24 protein-coding genes are annotated in these 14,570 nt (G+C 43.2%); all 24 read left to right on the top strand.

Annotated features, from left to right (window positions below; genetic code table 11):
* The first annotated feature begins 41 nt into the window (after window positions 1-41).
* Window positions 42-377, top strand: coding sequence for a 50S ribosomal protein L24 (gene rplX / locus FCL46_RS02220; protein WP_136810584.1), 336 nt, complete (start codon window positions 42-44; stop codon window positions 375-377).
* 30 nt (window positions 378-407) lie between these two features.
* The gene (rplE, locus tag FCL46_RS02225; protein ID WP_136810585.1) at window positions 408-947 is read left to right on the top strand and encodes a 50S ribosomal protein L5; all 540 of its coding nucleotides are present in this window, start codon (window positions 408-410) and stop codon (window positions 945-947) included.
* Between the two features lie 53 nt (window positions 948-1,000).
* Entirely contained in the window at window positions 1,001-1,186 is a 186-nt protein-coding gene (locus FCL46_RS02230; protein ID WP_136810586.1) for a type Z 30S ribosomal protein S14, read from the top strand.
* 60 nt (window positions 1,187-1,246) lie between these two features.
* Entirely contained in the window at window positions 1,247-1,645 is a 399-nt protein-coding gene (gene rpsH, locus FCL46_RS02235; RefSeq protein ID WP_136810587.1) for a 30S ribosomal protein S8, read from the top strand.
* Window positions 1,646-1,669: 24 nt separating this feature from the next.
* Entirely contained in the window at window positions 1,670-2,209 is a 540-nt protein-coding gene (gene rplF / locus FCL46_RS02240) for a 50S ribosomal protein L6 (RefSeq protein ID WP_136810588.1), read from the top strand.
* Between the two features lie 51 nt (window positions 2,210-2,260).
* On the top strand, window positions 2,261-2,626 hold the full coding sequence (gene rplR, locus FCL46_RS02245) for a 50S ribosomal protein L18 (protein WP_136810589.1): 366 nt from the start codon (window positions 2,261-2,263) through the stop codon (window positions 2,624-2,626).
* Window positions 2,627-2,653: 27 nt separating this feature from the next.
* A complete protein-coding gene (gene rpsE, locus FCL46_RS02250; RefSeq protein WP_136810590.1) occupies window positions 2,654-3,166 on the top strand; it encodes a 30S ribosomal protein S5 in 513 nt (170 codons plus the stop codon).
* A 73-nt stretch (window positions 3,167-3,239) separates the two neighbouring features.
* On the top strand, window positions 3,240-3,422 hold the full coding sequence (gene rpmD, locus FCL46_RS02255) for a 50S ribosomal protein L30 (RefSeq protein WP_136810591.1): 183 nt from the start codon (window positions 3,240-3,242) through the stop codon (window positions 3,420-3,422).
* Between the two features lies 1 nt (window position 3,423).
* Window positions 3,424-3,879: a 50S ribosomal protein L15 gene (gene rplO, locus FCL46_RS02260; protein ID WP_136810592.1), complete on the top strand. Its 456-nt coding sequence runs from the start codon at window positions 3,424-3,426 to the stop codon at window positions 3,877-3,879.
* A gap of 62 nt (window positions 3,880-3,941) precedes the next feature.
* Window positions 3,942-5,246, top strand: coding sequence for a preprotein translocase subunit SecY (secY, locus tag FCL46_RS02265; RefSeq protein ID WP_136810593.1), 1,305 nt, complete (start codon window positions 3,942-3,944; stop codon window positions 5,244-5,246).
* Window positions 5,247-5,314: 68 nt separating this feature from the next.
* The gene (gene map / locus FCL46_RS02270) at window positions 5,315-6,040 is read left to right on the top strand and encodes a type I methionyl aminopeptidase (protein ID WP_267313773.1); all 726 of its coding nucleotides are present in this window, start codon (window positions 5,315-5,317) and stop codon (window positions 6,038-6,040) included.
* A gap of 88 nt (window positions 6,041-6,128) precedes the next feature.
* Window positions 6,129-6,365: a translation initiation factor IF-1 gene (gene infA, locus FCL46_RS02275; RefSeq protein WP_035234762.1), complete on the top strand. Its 237-nt coding sequence runs from the start codon at window positions 6,129-6,131 to the stop codon at window positions 6,363-6,365.
* 14 nt (window positions 6,366-6,379) lie between these two features.
* Window positions 6,380-6,493 (top strand): 50S ribosomal protein L36, encoded by a 114-nt coding sequence (gene rpmJ / locus FCL46_RS02280; RefSeq protein ID WP_136810594.1) that lies wholly within the window; start codon window positions 6,380-6,382, stop codon window positions 6,491-6,493.
* Between the two features lie 46 nt (window positions 6,494-6,539).
* Window positions 6,540-6,905, top strand: a complete 366-nt coding sequence (gene rpsM / locus FCL46_RS02285) for a 30S ribosomal protein S13 (RefSeq protein WP_136810595.1) — start codon at window positions 6,540-6,542, stop codon at window positions 6,903-6,905.
* 25 nt (window positions 6,906-6,930) lie between these two features.
* On the top strand, window positions 6,931-7,329 hold the full coding sequence (gene rpsK, locus FCL46_RS02290; protein WP_136810596.1) for a 30S ribosomal protein S11: 399 nt from the start codon (window positions 6,931-6,933) through the stop codon (window positions 7,327-7,329).
* Window positions 7,330-7,377: 48 nt separating this feature from the next.
* The gene (rpsD, locus tag FCL46_RS02295) at window positions 7,378-8,007 is read left to right on the top strand and encodes a 30S ribosomal protein S4 (protein ID WP_136810597.1); all 630 of its coding nucleotides are present in this window, start codon (window positions 7,378-7,380) and stop codon (window positions 8,005-8,007) included.
* A gap of 177 nt (window positions 8,008-8,184) precedes the next feature.
* Window positions 8,185-9,222, top strand: a complete 1,038-nt coding sequence (locus FCL46_RS02300) for a DNA-directed RNA polymerase subunit alpha (RefSeq protein ID WP_136810598.1) — start codon at window positions 8,185-8,187, stop codon at window positions 9,220-9,222.
* A gap of 89 nt (window positions 9,223-9,311) precedes the next feature.
* Window positions 9,312-9,698, top strand: coding sequence for a 50S ribosomal protein L17 (rplQ, locus tag FCL46_RS02305; RefSeq protein WP_136810599.1), 387 nt, complete (start codon window positions 9,312-9,314; stop codon window positions 9,696-9,698).
* Window positions 9,699-9,853: 155 nt separating this feature from the next.
* Entirely contained in the window at window positions 9,854-10,588 is a 735-nt protein-coding gene (locus FCL46_RS02310; protein ID WP_228723401.1) for a YkgJ family cysteine cluster protein, read from the top strand.
* 208 nt (window positions 10,589-10,796) lie between these two features.
* Window positions 10,797-11,570: a 30S ribosomal protein S2 gene (rpsB, locus tag FCL46_RS02315; protein WP_136810601.1), complete on the top strand. Its 774-nt coding sequence runs from the start codon at window positions 10,797-10,799 to the stop codon at window positions 11,568-11,570.
* Window positions 11,571-11,763: 193 nt separating this feature from the next.
* Complete coding sequence (tsf, locus tag FCL46_RS02320) at window positions 11,764-12,360, top strand: translation elongation factor Ts (protein WP_136810602.1); 597 nt, start codon at window positions 11,764-11,766, stop codon at window positions 12,358-12,360.
* A 95-nt stretch (window positions 12,361-12,455) separates the two neighbouring features.
* On the top strand, window positions 12,456-13,169 hold the full coding sequence (gene pyrH / locus FCL46_RS02325) for a UMP kinase (protein WP_136810603.1): 714 nt from the start codon (window positions 12,456-12,458) through the stop codon (window positions 13,167-13,169).
* A 42-nt stretch (window positions 13,170-13,211) separates the two neighbouring features.
* Window positions 13,212-13,766, top strand: a complete 555-nt coding sequence (frr, locus tag FCL46_RS02330; RefSeq protein ID WP_136810604.1) for a ribosome recycling factor — start codon at window positions 13,212-13,214, stop codon at window positions 13,764-13,766.
* Window positions 13,767-13,820: 54 nt separating this feature from the next.
* Window positions 13,821-14,567, top strand: coding sequence for an isoprenyl transferase (locus tag FCL46_RS02335; protein WP_136810605.1), 747 nt, complete (start codon window positions 13,821-13,823; stop codon window positions 14,565-14,567).
* Window positions 14,568-14,570: the final 3 nt, after the last annotated feature.

Genomic DNA, 14,570 nt, shown 5'->3' on the forward strand with positions numbered 1-14,570 from the left:
TCTCGACATTGAGATACATCGACAGAATAAAGGTATTGAAAATGAGACAGGGTAGAACATACCTGAAAAAAGATGATCAGGTTGAAGTAATTGCCGGTAAAGATAAAGGACGAGTTGGTAAAGTTCTTAACGTTATTCCGGCCAAGAGTCAGGCGATTGTCGAACGCATTAATATGATAAAACGCCACACAAAACCGACCGAGATGAATCAGCAAGGTCAGATTGTAGAAAGAGAGGCGCCGATTCATACATCCAATCTTCAGCTTATCTGTCCTGAATGTACCAAGACTGGTCGCATAGGGAAGAAGACTCTCGAAGATGGAACGAAGGTTCGCTTCTGCAAAAGTTGCGGCGAATCCATCGAGAAGAAATCATAGAAAAGATAAGGCTTACGCTAGGAGTTATACATGGGTGCGCTGAAAGATTTATATATAAATGAGGCCATTCCGGCACTCAAAGAGGAATTTGGCTATAAAAATGCCATGCAGCTTCCTAAAATTGAGAAAATAGTTCTCAATATGGGTTTGGGCGAAGCAGTCCAGAACCCAAAAATAGTAGAAGGTGCGGCTGACGAATTGACCAAAATAGCCGGACAAAAAGCGGTTGTTACCAAAGCTAAAAAATCCATTGCTACATTTAAACTTCGCGAAGGCATGCCTATTGGTTGCCGAGTTACTCTGCGTGGCGATAGAATGTTCGATTTTTTCAGCAAGCTTGTCAATATCGCCTTACCGCGTGTACGTGACTTCCGTGGTCTTTCTCCGAAAACATTTGATGGTAGAGGCAACTTTTCCATGGGTGTCAAAGAGCAGATCATCTTTCCGGAGATCGATTACGATAAGATTGACAAGATTAAAGGCTTGAATATCACTATCGTAACCTCAGCCAAAACTGACGACGAAGCCCGTTTCCTTCTTAAAACGATGGGAATGCCTTTTAGAAAATAATAGTCGGTATACTAGTTCATACTGAGAATAAATGAGATAATCTGGAGGTCGTTTTGGCTAAGAAATCCATCATTGCTAAGGCACAACGCAAACCTAAGTTTGGCGTGCGAAAGTATAATAGATGTCCATTGTGCGGACGTCCACGTGCATTCATAAGAAAATTCGGAATTTGCAGAATTTGCTTCCGCAAACTGGCATCGAGTGGTCAGGTTACTGGCGTGACTAAGTCAAGCTGGTAAACTTGGTCAATTTTCTTTGTTAGATTTGTAGAAACTTATACAGAATAAGGAGTGTTCGCTATGTCTATGAGCGATCCCCTGGCAGACATGCTGACCAGGATACGTAACGCAGTAATGGTTAAATTTGATACCGTTGACATGCCGAAGTCCAACGTTAAAGTAAACGTTGCTAAAGTCCTTAAAGAGGAAGGCTTCATCACCGATTATAAGGTTTCGGATTCAGGAGTTCAGGGTGTCCTGACAATTACCCTGAAATACGGACCGGATGGTGAACCTGTAATTAGGGGAATCAAAAGGGTCAGTAAACCAGGTCTTCGGAAATATGCTAAGGCTGGAGCAATCCCTAAAGTCCTCACCGGACTTGGGGTATCGATTGTTTCGACGTCTAAAGGCATCATCACTGATAAAACAGCAAGGACCCTGAACACTGGTGGGGAGATCATTTGCGAGGTTTGGTAAGACTCGCAGATTACGGAGGTAACTATGTCTCGTATTGGTAAACAACCAATTTCTGTTCCCGCTGGAGTGAAAGTTGACATCAAAGGTCAGCATGTCACAGTTACAGGTGGTAAAGGAACTTTGGAAATGGAAGTTCGTCCTGAAATCGAAGTTGTTGTTCAGGACAATGAAATATTAGTGAACGGTCGTGATGAAGGCAGACAAACAGCTGCATTCAGAGGCCTGTTCCGCAGCCTTGTCAATAACATGGTTATTGGTGTTGTTGATGGTTTCAAAAAAGTTTTGGTTATTGAAGGTGTTGGTTATAAAGCCAACGTTGCTGGGTCTAACCTGACCCTCAATGTAGGTTATTCAAATCCGGTAGAATATGCTTTACCTAAAGCTGTTAATGCTACCATTGAAGGTGCCAACAAGATAGTACTCGAATCAATTGATAAAGAACTTCTCGGACTAACTGCAGCCCAGATTCGTCAAATACGAAAGCCAGAGCCATACAAGGGTAAAGGTATTCGTTATGAAGACGAGCATATTGTACGTAAAGTCGGTAAGGCTGGCGCAAGATAATTTCTCGTAACGTTAGTCGTTGCAGGTAAAATAATATAACGGAATAGAACTATGGCTAAGACGAATCCCAGGACAGTTGCGAAAGCAAAACGTGTCCGTAGAATTCGGAAAAAGATCAAAGGTACTAGTGAGCGACCACGTCTTAGAGTTTTCAAAAGCAATAAGCATATATACGCTCAGATAATCGATGACTCAGCAGGCCGTACCCTTGCCACCATGTCAACTGTTGACAAAGAGTTTTCGGCTGGTGAAGAAAAAGGTAAAACAGGCGACGCCAAAGTTGTTGGATTGAAAATCGCTGAACGGGCCAAAGCAGCCGGTGTTGAGCAGGTTGTTTTCGATCGTGGTGGTTATATATACCATGGACGTGTTAAATCGCTTTCAGAAGGTGCCCGGGAAGGCGGTCTGAAATTTTAAAGTTACAAAAACATATGGGGGTGTCCCTTGTCTGATTTCAAACGTTCCAAAGCAGAGAATACTGAGGAACTGATCGAAAAGATCGTATTTATCAACAGGGTAGCTAAAGTCGTTAAAGGCGGTAGACGTTTTTCCTTTAGTGCAATCGTTGTTGTTGGCGATGGTAATGGAAAAGTCGGTTACGGTCTTGGAAAAGCGAACCAGGTACCCGAGGCAATCCGTAAAGGTGTAGAGCGCGCACGAAAAGACATGACATTAGTTCCGTTAACCGATGTTTCGATTCCACATGAGATTATTGGAAAATATGGAGCGGGTCGCGTTTTACTTAAGCCAGCGTCTGCAGGTACCGGTCTAATCGCTGGTGGTCCTGTTCGTGCGGTACTTGAGGCAGCGGGTGTTCATAACATCCTGACAAAATGTCTTGGATCGCACAATCCGCATAATATGGTTAAGGCCACTTTGGACGGACTTCGTAGTATCCGTTCTGCCCAGACCATTGCAGATTTACGCGGAAAAACAGTAGAAGAAATTACTGCATAATTATTAGCGTTCGTTGGGTTCAATAATTTCATCGAACGCTTGATTTCAAATTTCCTAGAGAGAAGGTAGTCAGATGGCCGAGACAATTACATTTACTCTGGTCAAAAGTGGCATAGGTAGTACTCAGAAGATACGCGCCACATTGATCGGGCTTGGGCTTACCAAAATGAATAAGACTATAACCCGGAAAGATACTCGCGAGCTGAGAGGTATGCTCGGAAAAGTACAACATCTCGTCCGGATTGAGGAGGCATAACATGTTAAATTTAAGTAATCTTTCTCCTCAAAAAGGTTCTACTAAGCAGAGAAAACGGCTTGGTAGGGGACCGGGTACAGGACACGGCAAAACTGCCGGTCGTGGTCACAAAGGTTTTAAATCCCGTTCAGGATCTGGTATCAAGCCGGGTTTTGAGGGTGGTCAGATGCCGCTTCAGCGCCGTCTCCCAAAAAGAGGATTCAATAACATATTCAAAAAAGAATATGTCCTTGTTTCTCTCGACCAGCTTGAATCCTTCGAGGGTGCTGAGGTTATTACCACAGCCGCTCTTATAGAGGCAGGCATGGTTAAAAAGGGCGCAATGGTCAAAGTTCTTGCTAATGGTACTGTTACAAAAGCTGTAAAAGTACACGTTGAGAAAATCAGCGGAAAGGCAAAAGAGCTTATTGAGGCCGCAGGTGGTGAAGTAATTCTGGTAGAAGCTGTTTCTGAATAAGAAGCAGTTTCTATCTTTGTTGCCAGATTTTTGTTTGTACGGATCGTTCATAGGGATTTATAATGAGTGGATTGCAGAGTGCTGCTAACATTCCGGAGTTGCGAAAGCGGATCTTTTTCACAATCATCATGCTTGCTGTATACAGGATGGGTGTTCAAATACCTACCCCAGGCATAAATAGTGAAGCTCTCGCAAATTTTTTCGCCCAGAATGCCGGAACCCTTTTTGGGATGTTCAATATGTTCTCTGGTGGTGCTCTTGAGAACTTTTCTATCTTTGCATTAGGGATTATGCCCTATATTAGTGCATCGATTATCATTCAGCTTCTTACTGTTGTAATACCGCAGCTTGAAGCAATGAAGAAAGATGGGCAGGCTGGACAACGTAAGATAACTCAATATACCCGTTATGGTACCGTATTACTTAGTATCATTCAGGGTACTTTTATTGCTGTCGGGCTTGAGGGCATGACTGGTCCTGGCGGCGAAGCAATTGTCCTTATTCCTGGTGTTGAATTTAAGCTGATGACTATGCTTACGCTCACTTCCGGAACCGCATTTATAATGTGGCTTGGTGAACAGATGACCGAGCGGGGAATAGGCAATGGGATTTCCCTTATCATTTTCGCAGGTATTGTAGCTCGTGTACCTGCTGCGATTGTGAACTCTATTCAGCTTGTTAAAGCTGGTGAGATCGCGATGTTCTTTATACCGCTGTTACTCGTATTCATGGTTGCAGTAATTGCGATCATAGTTTTTTGTGAAACGTCGCAACGAAGAATTCCTATCCAATACGCAAAGCGTGTGGTGGGTCGAAGAGTGTATGGTGGACAGTCCTCGCATTTACCATTAAAAATTAACGTATCCGGCGTTATTCCACCAATTTTTGCATCATCACTTATGATGTTTCCTGCTACAGTTGGCGGGTTTATCCAGGTTGACTGGGTACAGAGAGCGTCTGCTGCTCTGCAACCTGGCACAGTATGGTACTATCTGATCTATACTGCGATGATCGTTTTCTTTTGTTTCTTTTATACTGCGGTAACATTCAAACCTGATGATGTCGCTGAGAATCTAAAGAAAAATGGTGGATTTGTTCCTGGTATCCGTCCAGGCAAGAAAACAGCCGAATTCATAGACAAGGTGCTTACACGACTAACTGTTGTGGGTGCTATTTACCTCAGTGCTGTCTGTGTTTTGCCTACAATTATGATTTCAAAGTTCAATATCCCGTTCTACTTTGGGGGGACAGCACTTCTGATTGTTGTAGGTGTTGCTATTGATACTATTTCACAAGTCGAATCTCATCTGCACATGCGTAATTACGAAGGCTTCATGAAGCAGGGCAAAATTCGCGGAAGGAAGTAAACGTGTACTGTGCAGACCCAAGTTGCGGAAAATCCATTGTGATTAAGAATCATGATGAGATAATGATAATGCAGGAGGCGAACCAGATTGTTGCTGAAACACTCTGTCTGGTAATAAAGTCGGTGGAGCCGGGTATCACTACTTTAGAACTAGATAGAATAGCAGAGGATCTGTGTCGTAAAAAGAATGCTATTCCTGCATTTAAGGGTTATCGAGGATTCCCTGGTAGTCTCTGTGTTTCAGTTAATGAGGAGGTAGTACATGGTATACCTTCAAGGAAACGCAAGCTGCGCAAAGGTGATATTATTTCCGTAGATTTTGGTGTCAAGTACAAAGGATTTTACGGAGACTCGGCAGTTACTATACCCGTAGGTAAGATAGATTCTGAAAAGCAGAGACTCCTGGATATAACCCGAGAATCTCTTGACAGAGCCATTGAGCAGGTAGTTCCGGGTAACCGGATTGCCGATATTTCAAAAGCTGTACAAGGCTATGTTGAGAAAGAAGGTTTCTCAATCGTCAGGCAGTTTGTAGGTCATGGAATCGGTACCGATTTGCATGAGGGACCGGAAATTCCAAATTTTCATCAGGGTGAGCGCTCTCCTAAGCTATTAGCAGGAATGGTGCTTGCAATAGAACCGATGGTTAACATCGGTACTTATAAGGTGAAAGTTTTACGTGATGGCTGGACTGTAATTACAGCAGACAAAAAGCCATCAGCACATTTTGAGCATTCTGTAGCAGTTACGGAAGAAGGCCCATTGGTGTTGAGTTCACGTGAAAAGTTCTGTTGATTAAAAATAAAATAATACTTCTCTTTTTACTTGAATTGTATTATATTGACCGCTTTTGAGTTGAAATCTACTTTTTGCAGGAGCCTCCATGGCAAAAGAAGAAGCTATAGAAGTTGAAGGAACCATTATTGAGCCTCTACCCAATGCAATGTTTAGGGTGGAGCTGGATAATGGACATAAAGTGCTTGCCCACATTTCTGGTAAAATGAGAATGCATTTCATTAAAATTTTACCAGGAGATAGAGTAACAATAGAACTTTCCCCGTATGATCTCACCAGGGGGCGAGTCACATTCAGGGCAAAGAACGCCAAAAAGAAAAAATAGAGAGTTTGATTATTATGAAAGTGCGTGCATCAGTAAAAAAAATGTGCAGTGACTGTAAGGTATTTAAGCGTAACGGAGTTGTACGCGTGTCCTGTAAGGTTAAAAAGCATAAGCAGCGGCAGGGATAATCAAACTTTTCACGCTAAATATTCACTTCCTTTTAGGAGATAGGTTTTGGCACGATTAGCTGGAGTTGACCTCCCCAAAAACAAACATTTAGATAGGTCTTTGACCTATATTCACGGTATCGGAATCACTTCGGCGAGAAAGATACTGGATAAAGTAGATCTTCCATACACCATGAACAGTGATGATCTTGGTGGCGACGACATCAATAGGCTTCGTAAAGTTATTGAAGAAGAATTCGTTGTAGAGGGTGATCGAAGACGCGAGGTATCCATGGATATCAAGCGCCTCACTGATCTTGGCTGTTATAGAGGGCGTCGTCACCGCATGAGTCTTCCTTGTCGCGGTCAGAGGACAAAAACCAATGCACGTACCCGTAAAGGACCTCGTCGCGGGGCTGCACGCCGTAAATAATAGATCAATATAACAGGTGTAAGATATGGCTGGAGCGAAGCGTGCTGAGGCACGAAACAAAAAAAGAGTGAAAAAGAATGTCCCTGAGGGGATTGTATTTATCTACTCTACGTTCAATAATACTATAGTAACCATCTCTGACCGGCAGGGTAACGTTGTTTCTTGGTGTAGTGCTGGTGTTCTTGGGTTTAAAGGCTCTCGTAAGAGTACTCCTTTTGCTGCCCAGAACGCAGTGGCTGATGCTGCCAAGAAGGCTGCCGATTGCGGAATGCGTAAGGTTGAAGTGAAAGTTAAAGGACCTGGACCAGGTCGTGAAGCTGCACTACGGGCGCTGATTAATACAGGATTCGAGGTGAGCAGAATTTATGATGTCACACCGATTCCACATAACGGCTGCAAGCCTCCAAAGCGTCGCCGCGTATAACCGCGTTCAAGAGATATACGAAAATTTTATTCATAATGGAGGCCTAAGTTGGCTAGAAATATAGGCGCTGCATGCCGTCGTTGCAGGCGAGAAAATCTTAAACTGTATCTAAAGGGTGACCGATGTTACTCTGATAAGTGCTCTTTTGAGCGCAGAGCATTCGGCCCTGGTCAGCATGGACAGGCACGGTTCAAGAAGCTTTCAGATTACGCGGTTCAGCTTCGCGAGAAGCAGAAAGTAAAAGCAATGTACGGAATGCTCGAAGGCCAGTTCCGACTGACTTTCGAAAAAGCTGAGATGCAGAAAGGTGTTACAGGTGAAAATCTGCTTATCCTTCTCGAAAGACGACTGGATAACACAGTATTTCGCTGTGGATTTGCATCCTCACGTGATCAGGCCAGACAGCTTGTACGGCATAAACACATTCTGGTCAACGGTCGCAGAGTTGACATTCCGTCTTTTCTCATTTCAGAAGGTGATGTTATTACCTTGAGAGAAAAGAGCCGGGCTAATACTCAGATTAATGAAAACCTTGATGCTGTTGCCCGCAGGGGTGTACCGTCCTGGCTTGAGCTTGACAAAGACAATTACAAGGCTAGTGTTAAAGCGCTTCCAAACAGGGAAGAGCTTACTATGCCTGTTCAGGAGCAGCTCATCGTCGAGCTTTACTCCAAGTAATAGTAGTAGTACAGTTTGTAGCAGATGGTCCTATTTATTGGGGCCATCTGTTTATTATTGTCAGCGTTCGGGAAAGCATCGCTGGGAGACGACATTGTTCGCCTGTAGTGGGTTTGAATTGTGGCTTTTCCTCAGGCGCATACGAAAACAGCTAACAGAAACGCAAAGAAGGAACATATGACGCAAGCTGCCGAAGAAAAAATACCGTATTACCGAAACTGGCGCGAGCTGATCAAACCTGAGAAGATTGAAGTTGACAGAGATAAGCACACCGAATCATATGGTAAATTTGTCTGTCAGCCTCTTGAACGGGGGTTCGCGACAACTATCGGAAATTCATTGCGCAGAATACTTCTGTCATCGATCCAGGGCGCTGCAATTACAACAATAAAGATTGATGGTGCCCTGCATGAGTTCACCACCTTAAAAGACGTTATGGAAGATGTGAGTGAAATCATCCTTAACGTTAAGCAGGTGAGACTCAAACTCAACTCTGAGGACTCTCAGGTTGTGGTCATTGAAAAAAATGGCCCTGGAAAAGTGACTGCTGCCGATATAGGCGCGTCTGCTTTTGTTGAGGTAATGAATCCTGAGCAGGTAATTTGTAATTTAACCGGCGACATCAATTTTAGAGCAGAGCTCACTGTTGAATGGGGTAAAGGTTACCAACCTGCTGAAAAACAGAATAAGGATGACCTGACTATTGGTCAGATCCCTATTGATGCTATTTTCACACCAGTAAAAACTATTCAATACTATGTAGCTCAAGCTCGTGTTGGTCAGCAGACAGATTACGATAAGCTAACCATTGAGATTGAGACAGACGGAAGTGTTAAGCCTGAAAATTCACTTGCTTACGCTGCCAAAATTTTAAAAGATCAGATGACTATCTTTATCAATTTTGATGAAGAACAGGCTGAACCTGCTCACACAGAAGATGACGTCGCAGATATTGAACCACTCAACCCATATCTGGACAAACCGGTCGAAGACCTCGAACTTTCTGTACGATCCGCAAACTGTCTGAAAAATGCTGATATAAATTACATCGGTGATCTTGCACAGAAGTCAGATCAAGAAATGCTTAAGACCAAAAACTTTGGTCGTAAGTCTCTTAATGAGATAAAAGCACTCCTTTCTGAAATGGATCTTACCCTCGGTATGAGATTCGAGAACTGGGTTCGCCCATGCGATCGTGAAAGGGAAGAAGATTAGGGATAAGGCAGGAGCCTTAACTATAACTAGAGAAACTCGAGTCATCCTTGGGTGGTTTTGTTCCATTCGGGTATGTTGAGGATAGGCACATGAGACACAAGAAATCAGGCAGAAAATTAGGCCGCACAAGCTCTCATCGAGAAGCGATGTTTAGAAACATGGTTACATCGCTTTTTGAGCATGAGCGAATCGTTACCACCAAAGAGAAAGCTAAAGAACTTCGTCCGATTGCTGAGAAGATGATTACCCTTGCGAAAAAAGGTGATCTTCATGCAAGGCGTCAGGCAGCTTCTTACATCAGAAGCAAAGATGTCGTTCATAAGCTCTTTACTGACATCAAAGACCAGTTCGCAGAGAGAAACGGTGGTTACACCAGAATCCTGCAGACAGGTGTTCGTCGAGGTGATGCTGCATCTATGGCAATCATCGAGCTTGTTGGATATGAAGAGAAGGTCGAGACTTCTGAAGAGAACTAATCTCGTATCCAGATAGCAGTTAATAAAAAAGGCTGATTGGGGCATTATGCTCCAATCAGCCTTTTTTTTATAGTTGCTATATCTTATTAACTGTCTTATTTGACTTAATTATTAGTTATATTGTTATGAGTGAAGAAAAATTATTTCCAGAAGGAATGGAACCTTTAGGGAAAACTCCTTTTACTTTTAGCTGCCATCCCGGAGTATCGTGTTTTACTATATGTTGCAGGAAAGTTGATCTGGTTTTGTATCCATACGATGTTCTGCGTCTTAAGAGGGCCTTAGGCATAAATTCGGAAGAATTTATGCGGAAATTCAGTAGAGTTGTAAATGGAGATAATCCATATTTTCCAACTGTAATGCTTTCACTTACAGAAGATGGAAAAGGGGATTGTCCATTTTTAACCACTGAAGGTTGTTCTGTATATGAGCATCGGCCTACAGATTGCCGGACATATCCTCTAGAGAGAGCTCTGGATCGTACTCCCGATAGACGTGGGCCAAATGAATTTTATTTTTTGACTCACCATGATTATTGTAAAGGGCACGATGAAAATATTGAGACAACTGCCCGAGCGTATGTGAGAAGTCAGCATCTCGATCAGTACAATACATATAATGAATTATGGACTGAGATCGACACTCTTTTCAGAACAAACCCATGGGCAGGAGAAGGTGCAGGTGGAGCGGGTCAGCAACTTGCCTTTATGATCTGTTACAATATAGATGGATTTCGATCTTTTGCTTTAGAGCGAAATATTCTTGCATCATTTAAACTTTCAAAACAGGTTAGAAGAGATATCGCTCTACACGATGAAGAGTTGATGAAATTTGGATTTGAATGGCTCAAATTTCTATTTACAGGAAAATCTTCGTTAATCCGCAAGTAACAACCAAAATCCAGAGAATGTTTAAATTACTACTGTTGCATTGAACTCATTATCGTGGTACATGACAGTGTTGTTCAAATTAAAGAGTATTTCATAGTGAAATGCTCATCACGTAAAAAAACACACATCTTCGATTATACTGGTGTCATATGGATTACGTATCCATAGTGATTCGGAAGATGGAGGTTAAACCAGACAAGGTGAAAAAATGGCAAGTGCATCTGTAAAAGACATGCTGCAGGCAGGACTTCATTTCGGTCATCAGACCAGACGTTGGAATCCTAAGATGAAACAATACATCTATGGTCCACGTAATGGAATCTATATCATCAACCTTGATAAGACCAAAAAACTCTTTGATAAAGCTTGTGATTATATAACCAGCGAAGTCAAAGGCGGCGGTTCTGTTCTGTTTGTTGGAACTAAGCGTCAGGCTCAGATGATTATCAACGAAGAAGCTAAGCGTTGCGGTATGTACTACATTGATCACCGTTGGCTCGGTGGTATGCTTACCAACTTTCAAACCATCAAAAAGAGCATTGAACGTCTCAAGTTAATTGAGGGAATGCAGGCTGATGGATCCATAAAAAGATTCCCTAAAAAAGAAATTCTGTTGATGGAAAAAGAGCGCATCAAGCTTGAAAGAAACGTTGGCGGTATCAAAGATATGCGTAATCTGCCAAGCGTTATCTTCATCGTTGATCCTAAAAAAGAGTCTATCGCAGTTAATGAAGCGAATAAACTCGGCATCCCTGTTGTTGCTGTTACTGATACAAACTGTGATCCTGATGGAATTGATTTCGTAATTCCTGGTAATGACGATGCTATCAGATCTATCAGACTTCTTAGTCACCATATTGCTGAAGCTATTCTTGCTGGTCAGGCTGAGCGTGATGGCGATGATGCTTCTGACGAGGCGATTGCCGCTGCAATGGCAGATGCCGGTGCTGAGATTGCTGGTGAAGCAGCCGCTCAGGAATAGAAGGACATTTATCCTGCGATCTCATAGATAGTAGGGTAGACATTAAAGGGGTTTGTCTCGCGACTGCCCCTTTTGTTATGTTCAGTAAAAAAACATGATGCACGTATTGATTGTTGAGTTCACGTATAACTCTACGTTGGAATATGTGATGATATAAAATGCCCCTGAAGGCGTTACTTGTAAGGAGATATCCATGAAGATTACAAGCCAGATGGTAAAAGACCTCAGAGATAAGACTGCTGCAGGCATGATGGATTGTAAAAAGGCCCTGGGTGAGACTGATGGAGACATGGAGAAGGCAGTCGATCTTCTTCGTCAGAAAGGTCTTGCTGTTGCTGCAAAACGTGCTGGTAAAGCTACAAGTGAAGGCACCGTTGCTACCTATATACATGCAGGTGGAAAACTTGGTGTTATGGTTGAGCTTGGGTGTGAGACCGACTTTGTTGCTAAAACTGATGGTTTTCTCGATTTCGCCAAAGAGATCGCTATGCACATTGCTGCAGTAAGTCCTCTCGGAATTACCCGAGAAGATATTCCTGCCGAAGTTATCGCTCGCGAGAAAGAGATCTATGTTCAGCAGGCTCTTGACTCAGGTAAGCCTGAAGCAATTGTTGAAAAAATGGTTTCTGGAAAACTCGATAAATTCGTTGCAGAGATTTGCCTTCTTGAGCAAAAATATGTGAAAGACCCTGATCTTACCATTCAGGATAAACTGAATGAAGTTGTCGCCACTATGGGCGAGAACATCTCGATTAAGCGGTTTGCCCGCTTTCAGGTAGGTGCCGAATAGGTTCTCCTGTTACCGGCCGGCTGTCACTAGACAGGCGGCCGGAATTGTTTTGTAGTACCTGCTTTAATAACAACAACTGACAGAAAGGACACAGGATGCAAATTGAATATAAGCGAATCCTTCTTAAATTAAGTGGTGAAGCCCTCATGGGCAATGATACATACGGTATTAATACTGATGTGCTTGAATTCGTTGCCGATGAAATTAAAGAAATTGTAGCGTTAGGGGTTCAGCCAGGCGTTGTTATAGGTGCAGGAAACATTTTTAGAGGTGTTGCAGGTGCGAGCAGAGGGATGGATCGTGCCACTGCTGATAATATGGGAATGCTGGCTACTGTTATGAACAGTCTGGCGATGCAGGATGCTCTTGAGCGTAAAGGTGTCATTACTCGTGTAATGTCGGCTATACCTATGCAATCTGTATGCGAACCCTATATCAGACGTCGAGCAGTCCGCCATCTTGAAAAAGGTCGAGTAGTTATTTTTGCTGCTGGTACCGGTAATCCATACTTTACAACTGACTCAGCAGGAGTTCTAAGAGCGCTTGAGATTGATGCCGATCTGGTTATCAAGGCTACGAAGGTTGATGGAGTTTATGATAAAGATCCGGTTGTTTATCCTGATGCCGTAAAGTATGATAACCTCACTTACGATGATGTTTTAAAGCGTGGGCTTCGGGTTATGGATGCTGCAGGTATTGCACTAGCAAAGGAAGATAACAAACCGATCAAGGTACTGAACATGGGTGTTTCCGGTAATATCCGCAAGGCAGTCGCCGGTGAAGCTGTCGGTACACTGATTACCTCCTGATGATACCACTTAAATAAACTATCAGAAACTAGAGGTAAACGTATGAGCGATGTAATACTGGAGATGGCTGAAAAGATGGACAAGAGTGTTGACGCATTCAAGGTCGAACTTGCTAAAGTTCGTACAGGACGCGCTTCAATCTCAATTGTCGATGGAATTATGGTTGATGCATATGGAAGCAGTATGCCGCTTAATCAGGTTGGTACACTTACTATTCCTGAGAGCCGCATGATTGCAATCCAGCCATGGGATGTTCAGATGGTTCCAGCCATCGAAAAAGCGATTCTTAAATCTGATGTCGGTCTAACGCCGATTAGTGATGGGAAAATCGTACGCCTCAATATACCCCAGCTCACTGAAGAACGGCGAAAAGATCTTGTTAAGCAAGTGAAAAAAGTCGCTGAAGAGTTCAGAGTTGCTGTACGAAACATTCGACGTGAGGCGATTGATATTCTGAAGAAACAGAAGAAGGATAAAGAAATCTCTGAAGATGATCTCTTTCGTCTTCAGGACGAAGCTCAAAGTGAAACTGATGCCTATATCAAGCTGATTGATGAGGCGACTGTCGCAAAAGAAGGCGAGGTTATGGAGGTATAATTCCTCCACGTTTCACTGAGTTGTTACTCCCCTTATACTGTTTTACGGAGAATCATGGTCACTGACCCTGTAATAGACCAGAATCGTCTGCCACATCACATTGCCATCATTATGGATGGCAATGGTCGATGGGCTGTAAAGCGCAACAGGCCCAGGCTGTTTGGCCATAAGGCAGGAGCAGATTCTGTACGTGTTATTGTTGAGTCCTCACTAGAGTTAGGAATAAAAATTCTGACCCTCTACGCCTTCTCTTCTGAAAATTGGAACAGACCACAACAGGAAGTGAGTGGTTTAATGGGTATCCTGAAAACCTATCTTGCAGCCGAGCTTTCGCAGATGCAGAAGAACGGTATCAGGCTTCTATGTACAGGTGATATTTCTCAGTTGCCTGATGGTCCAAGAGATGCTCTAGAAAAAGCCATTGAGGCCACGGCCGACAATACGAAATTTACATTGAACCTTGCTCTTAGCTATGGCGCCAGGGATGAGATTACACGAGCCGCAAAATTATTGGCCCGTCGCTGTGTAGATGGCGATCTTACTCCTGATCAGATATCGCCGGAGCATATCGAAGAGAGCCTATACACCGCTGGACTTCCCGACCCTGATCTGCTCATACGAACAGGAGGGGAAGCGCGTCTTTCCAATTTCCTGCTCTGGCAAGCGTCCTACTCTGAGATTTATTTCACAGATATAATGTGGCCTGATTTTCGTCGCGAGCAATATATTCAGGCTATTATTGATTATCAAAAGCGTGAACGTCGTTTTGGCAAAACAAGCGCCCAGATTACAGCTAATTGATTT

Origin of the sequence: Desulfosediminicola flagellatus, from assembly GCF_005116655.2 — a bacterium.
GTDB classification, from domain to species: Bacteria; Desulfobacterota; Desulfobulbia; order Desulfobulbales; family Desulfocapsaceae; genus Desulfopila; species Desulfopila flagellata.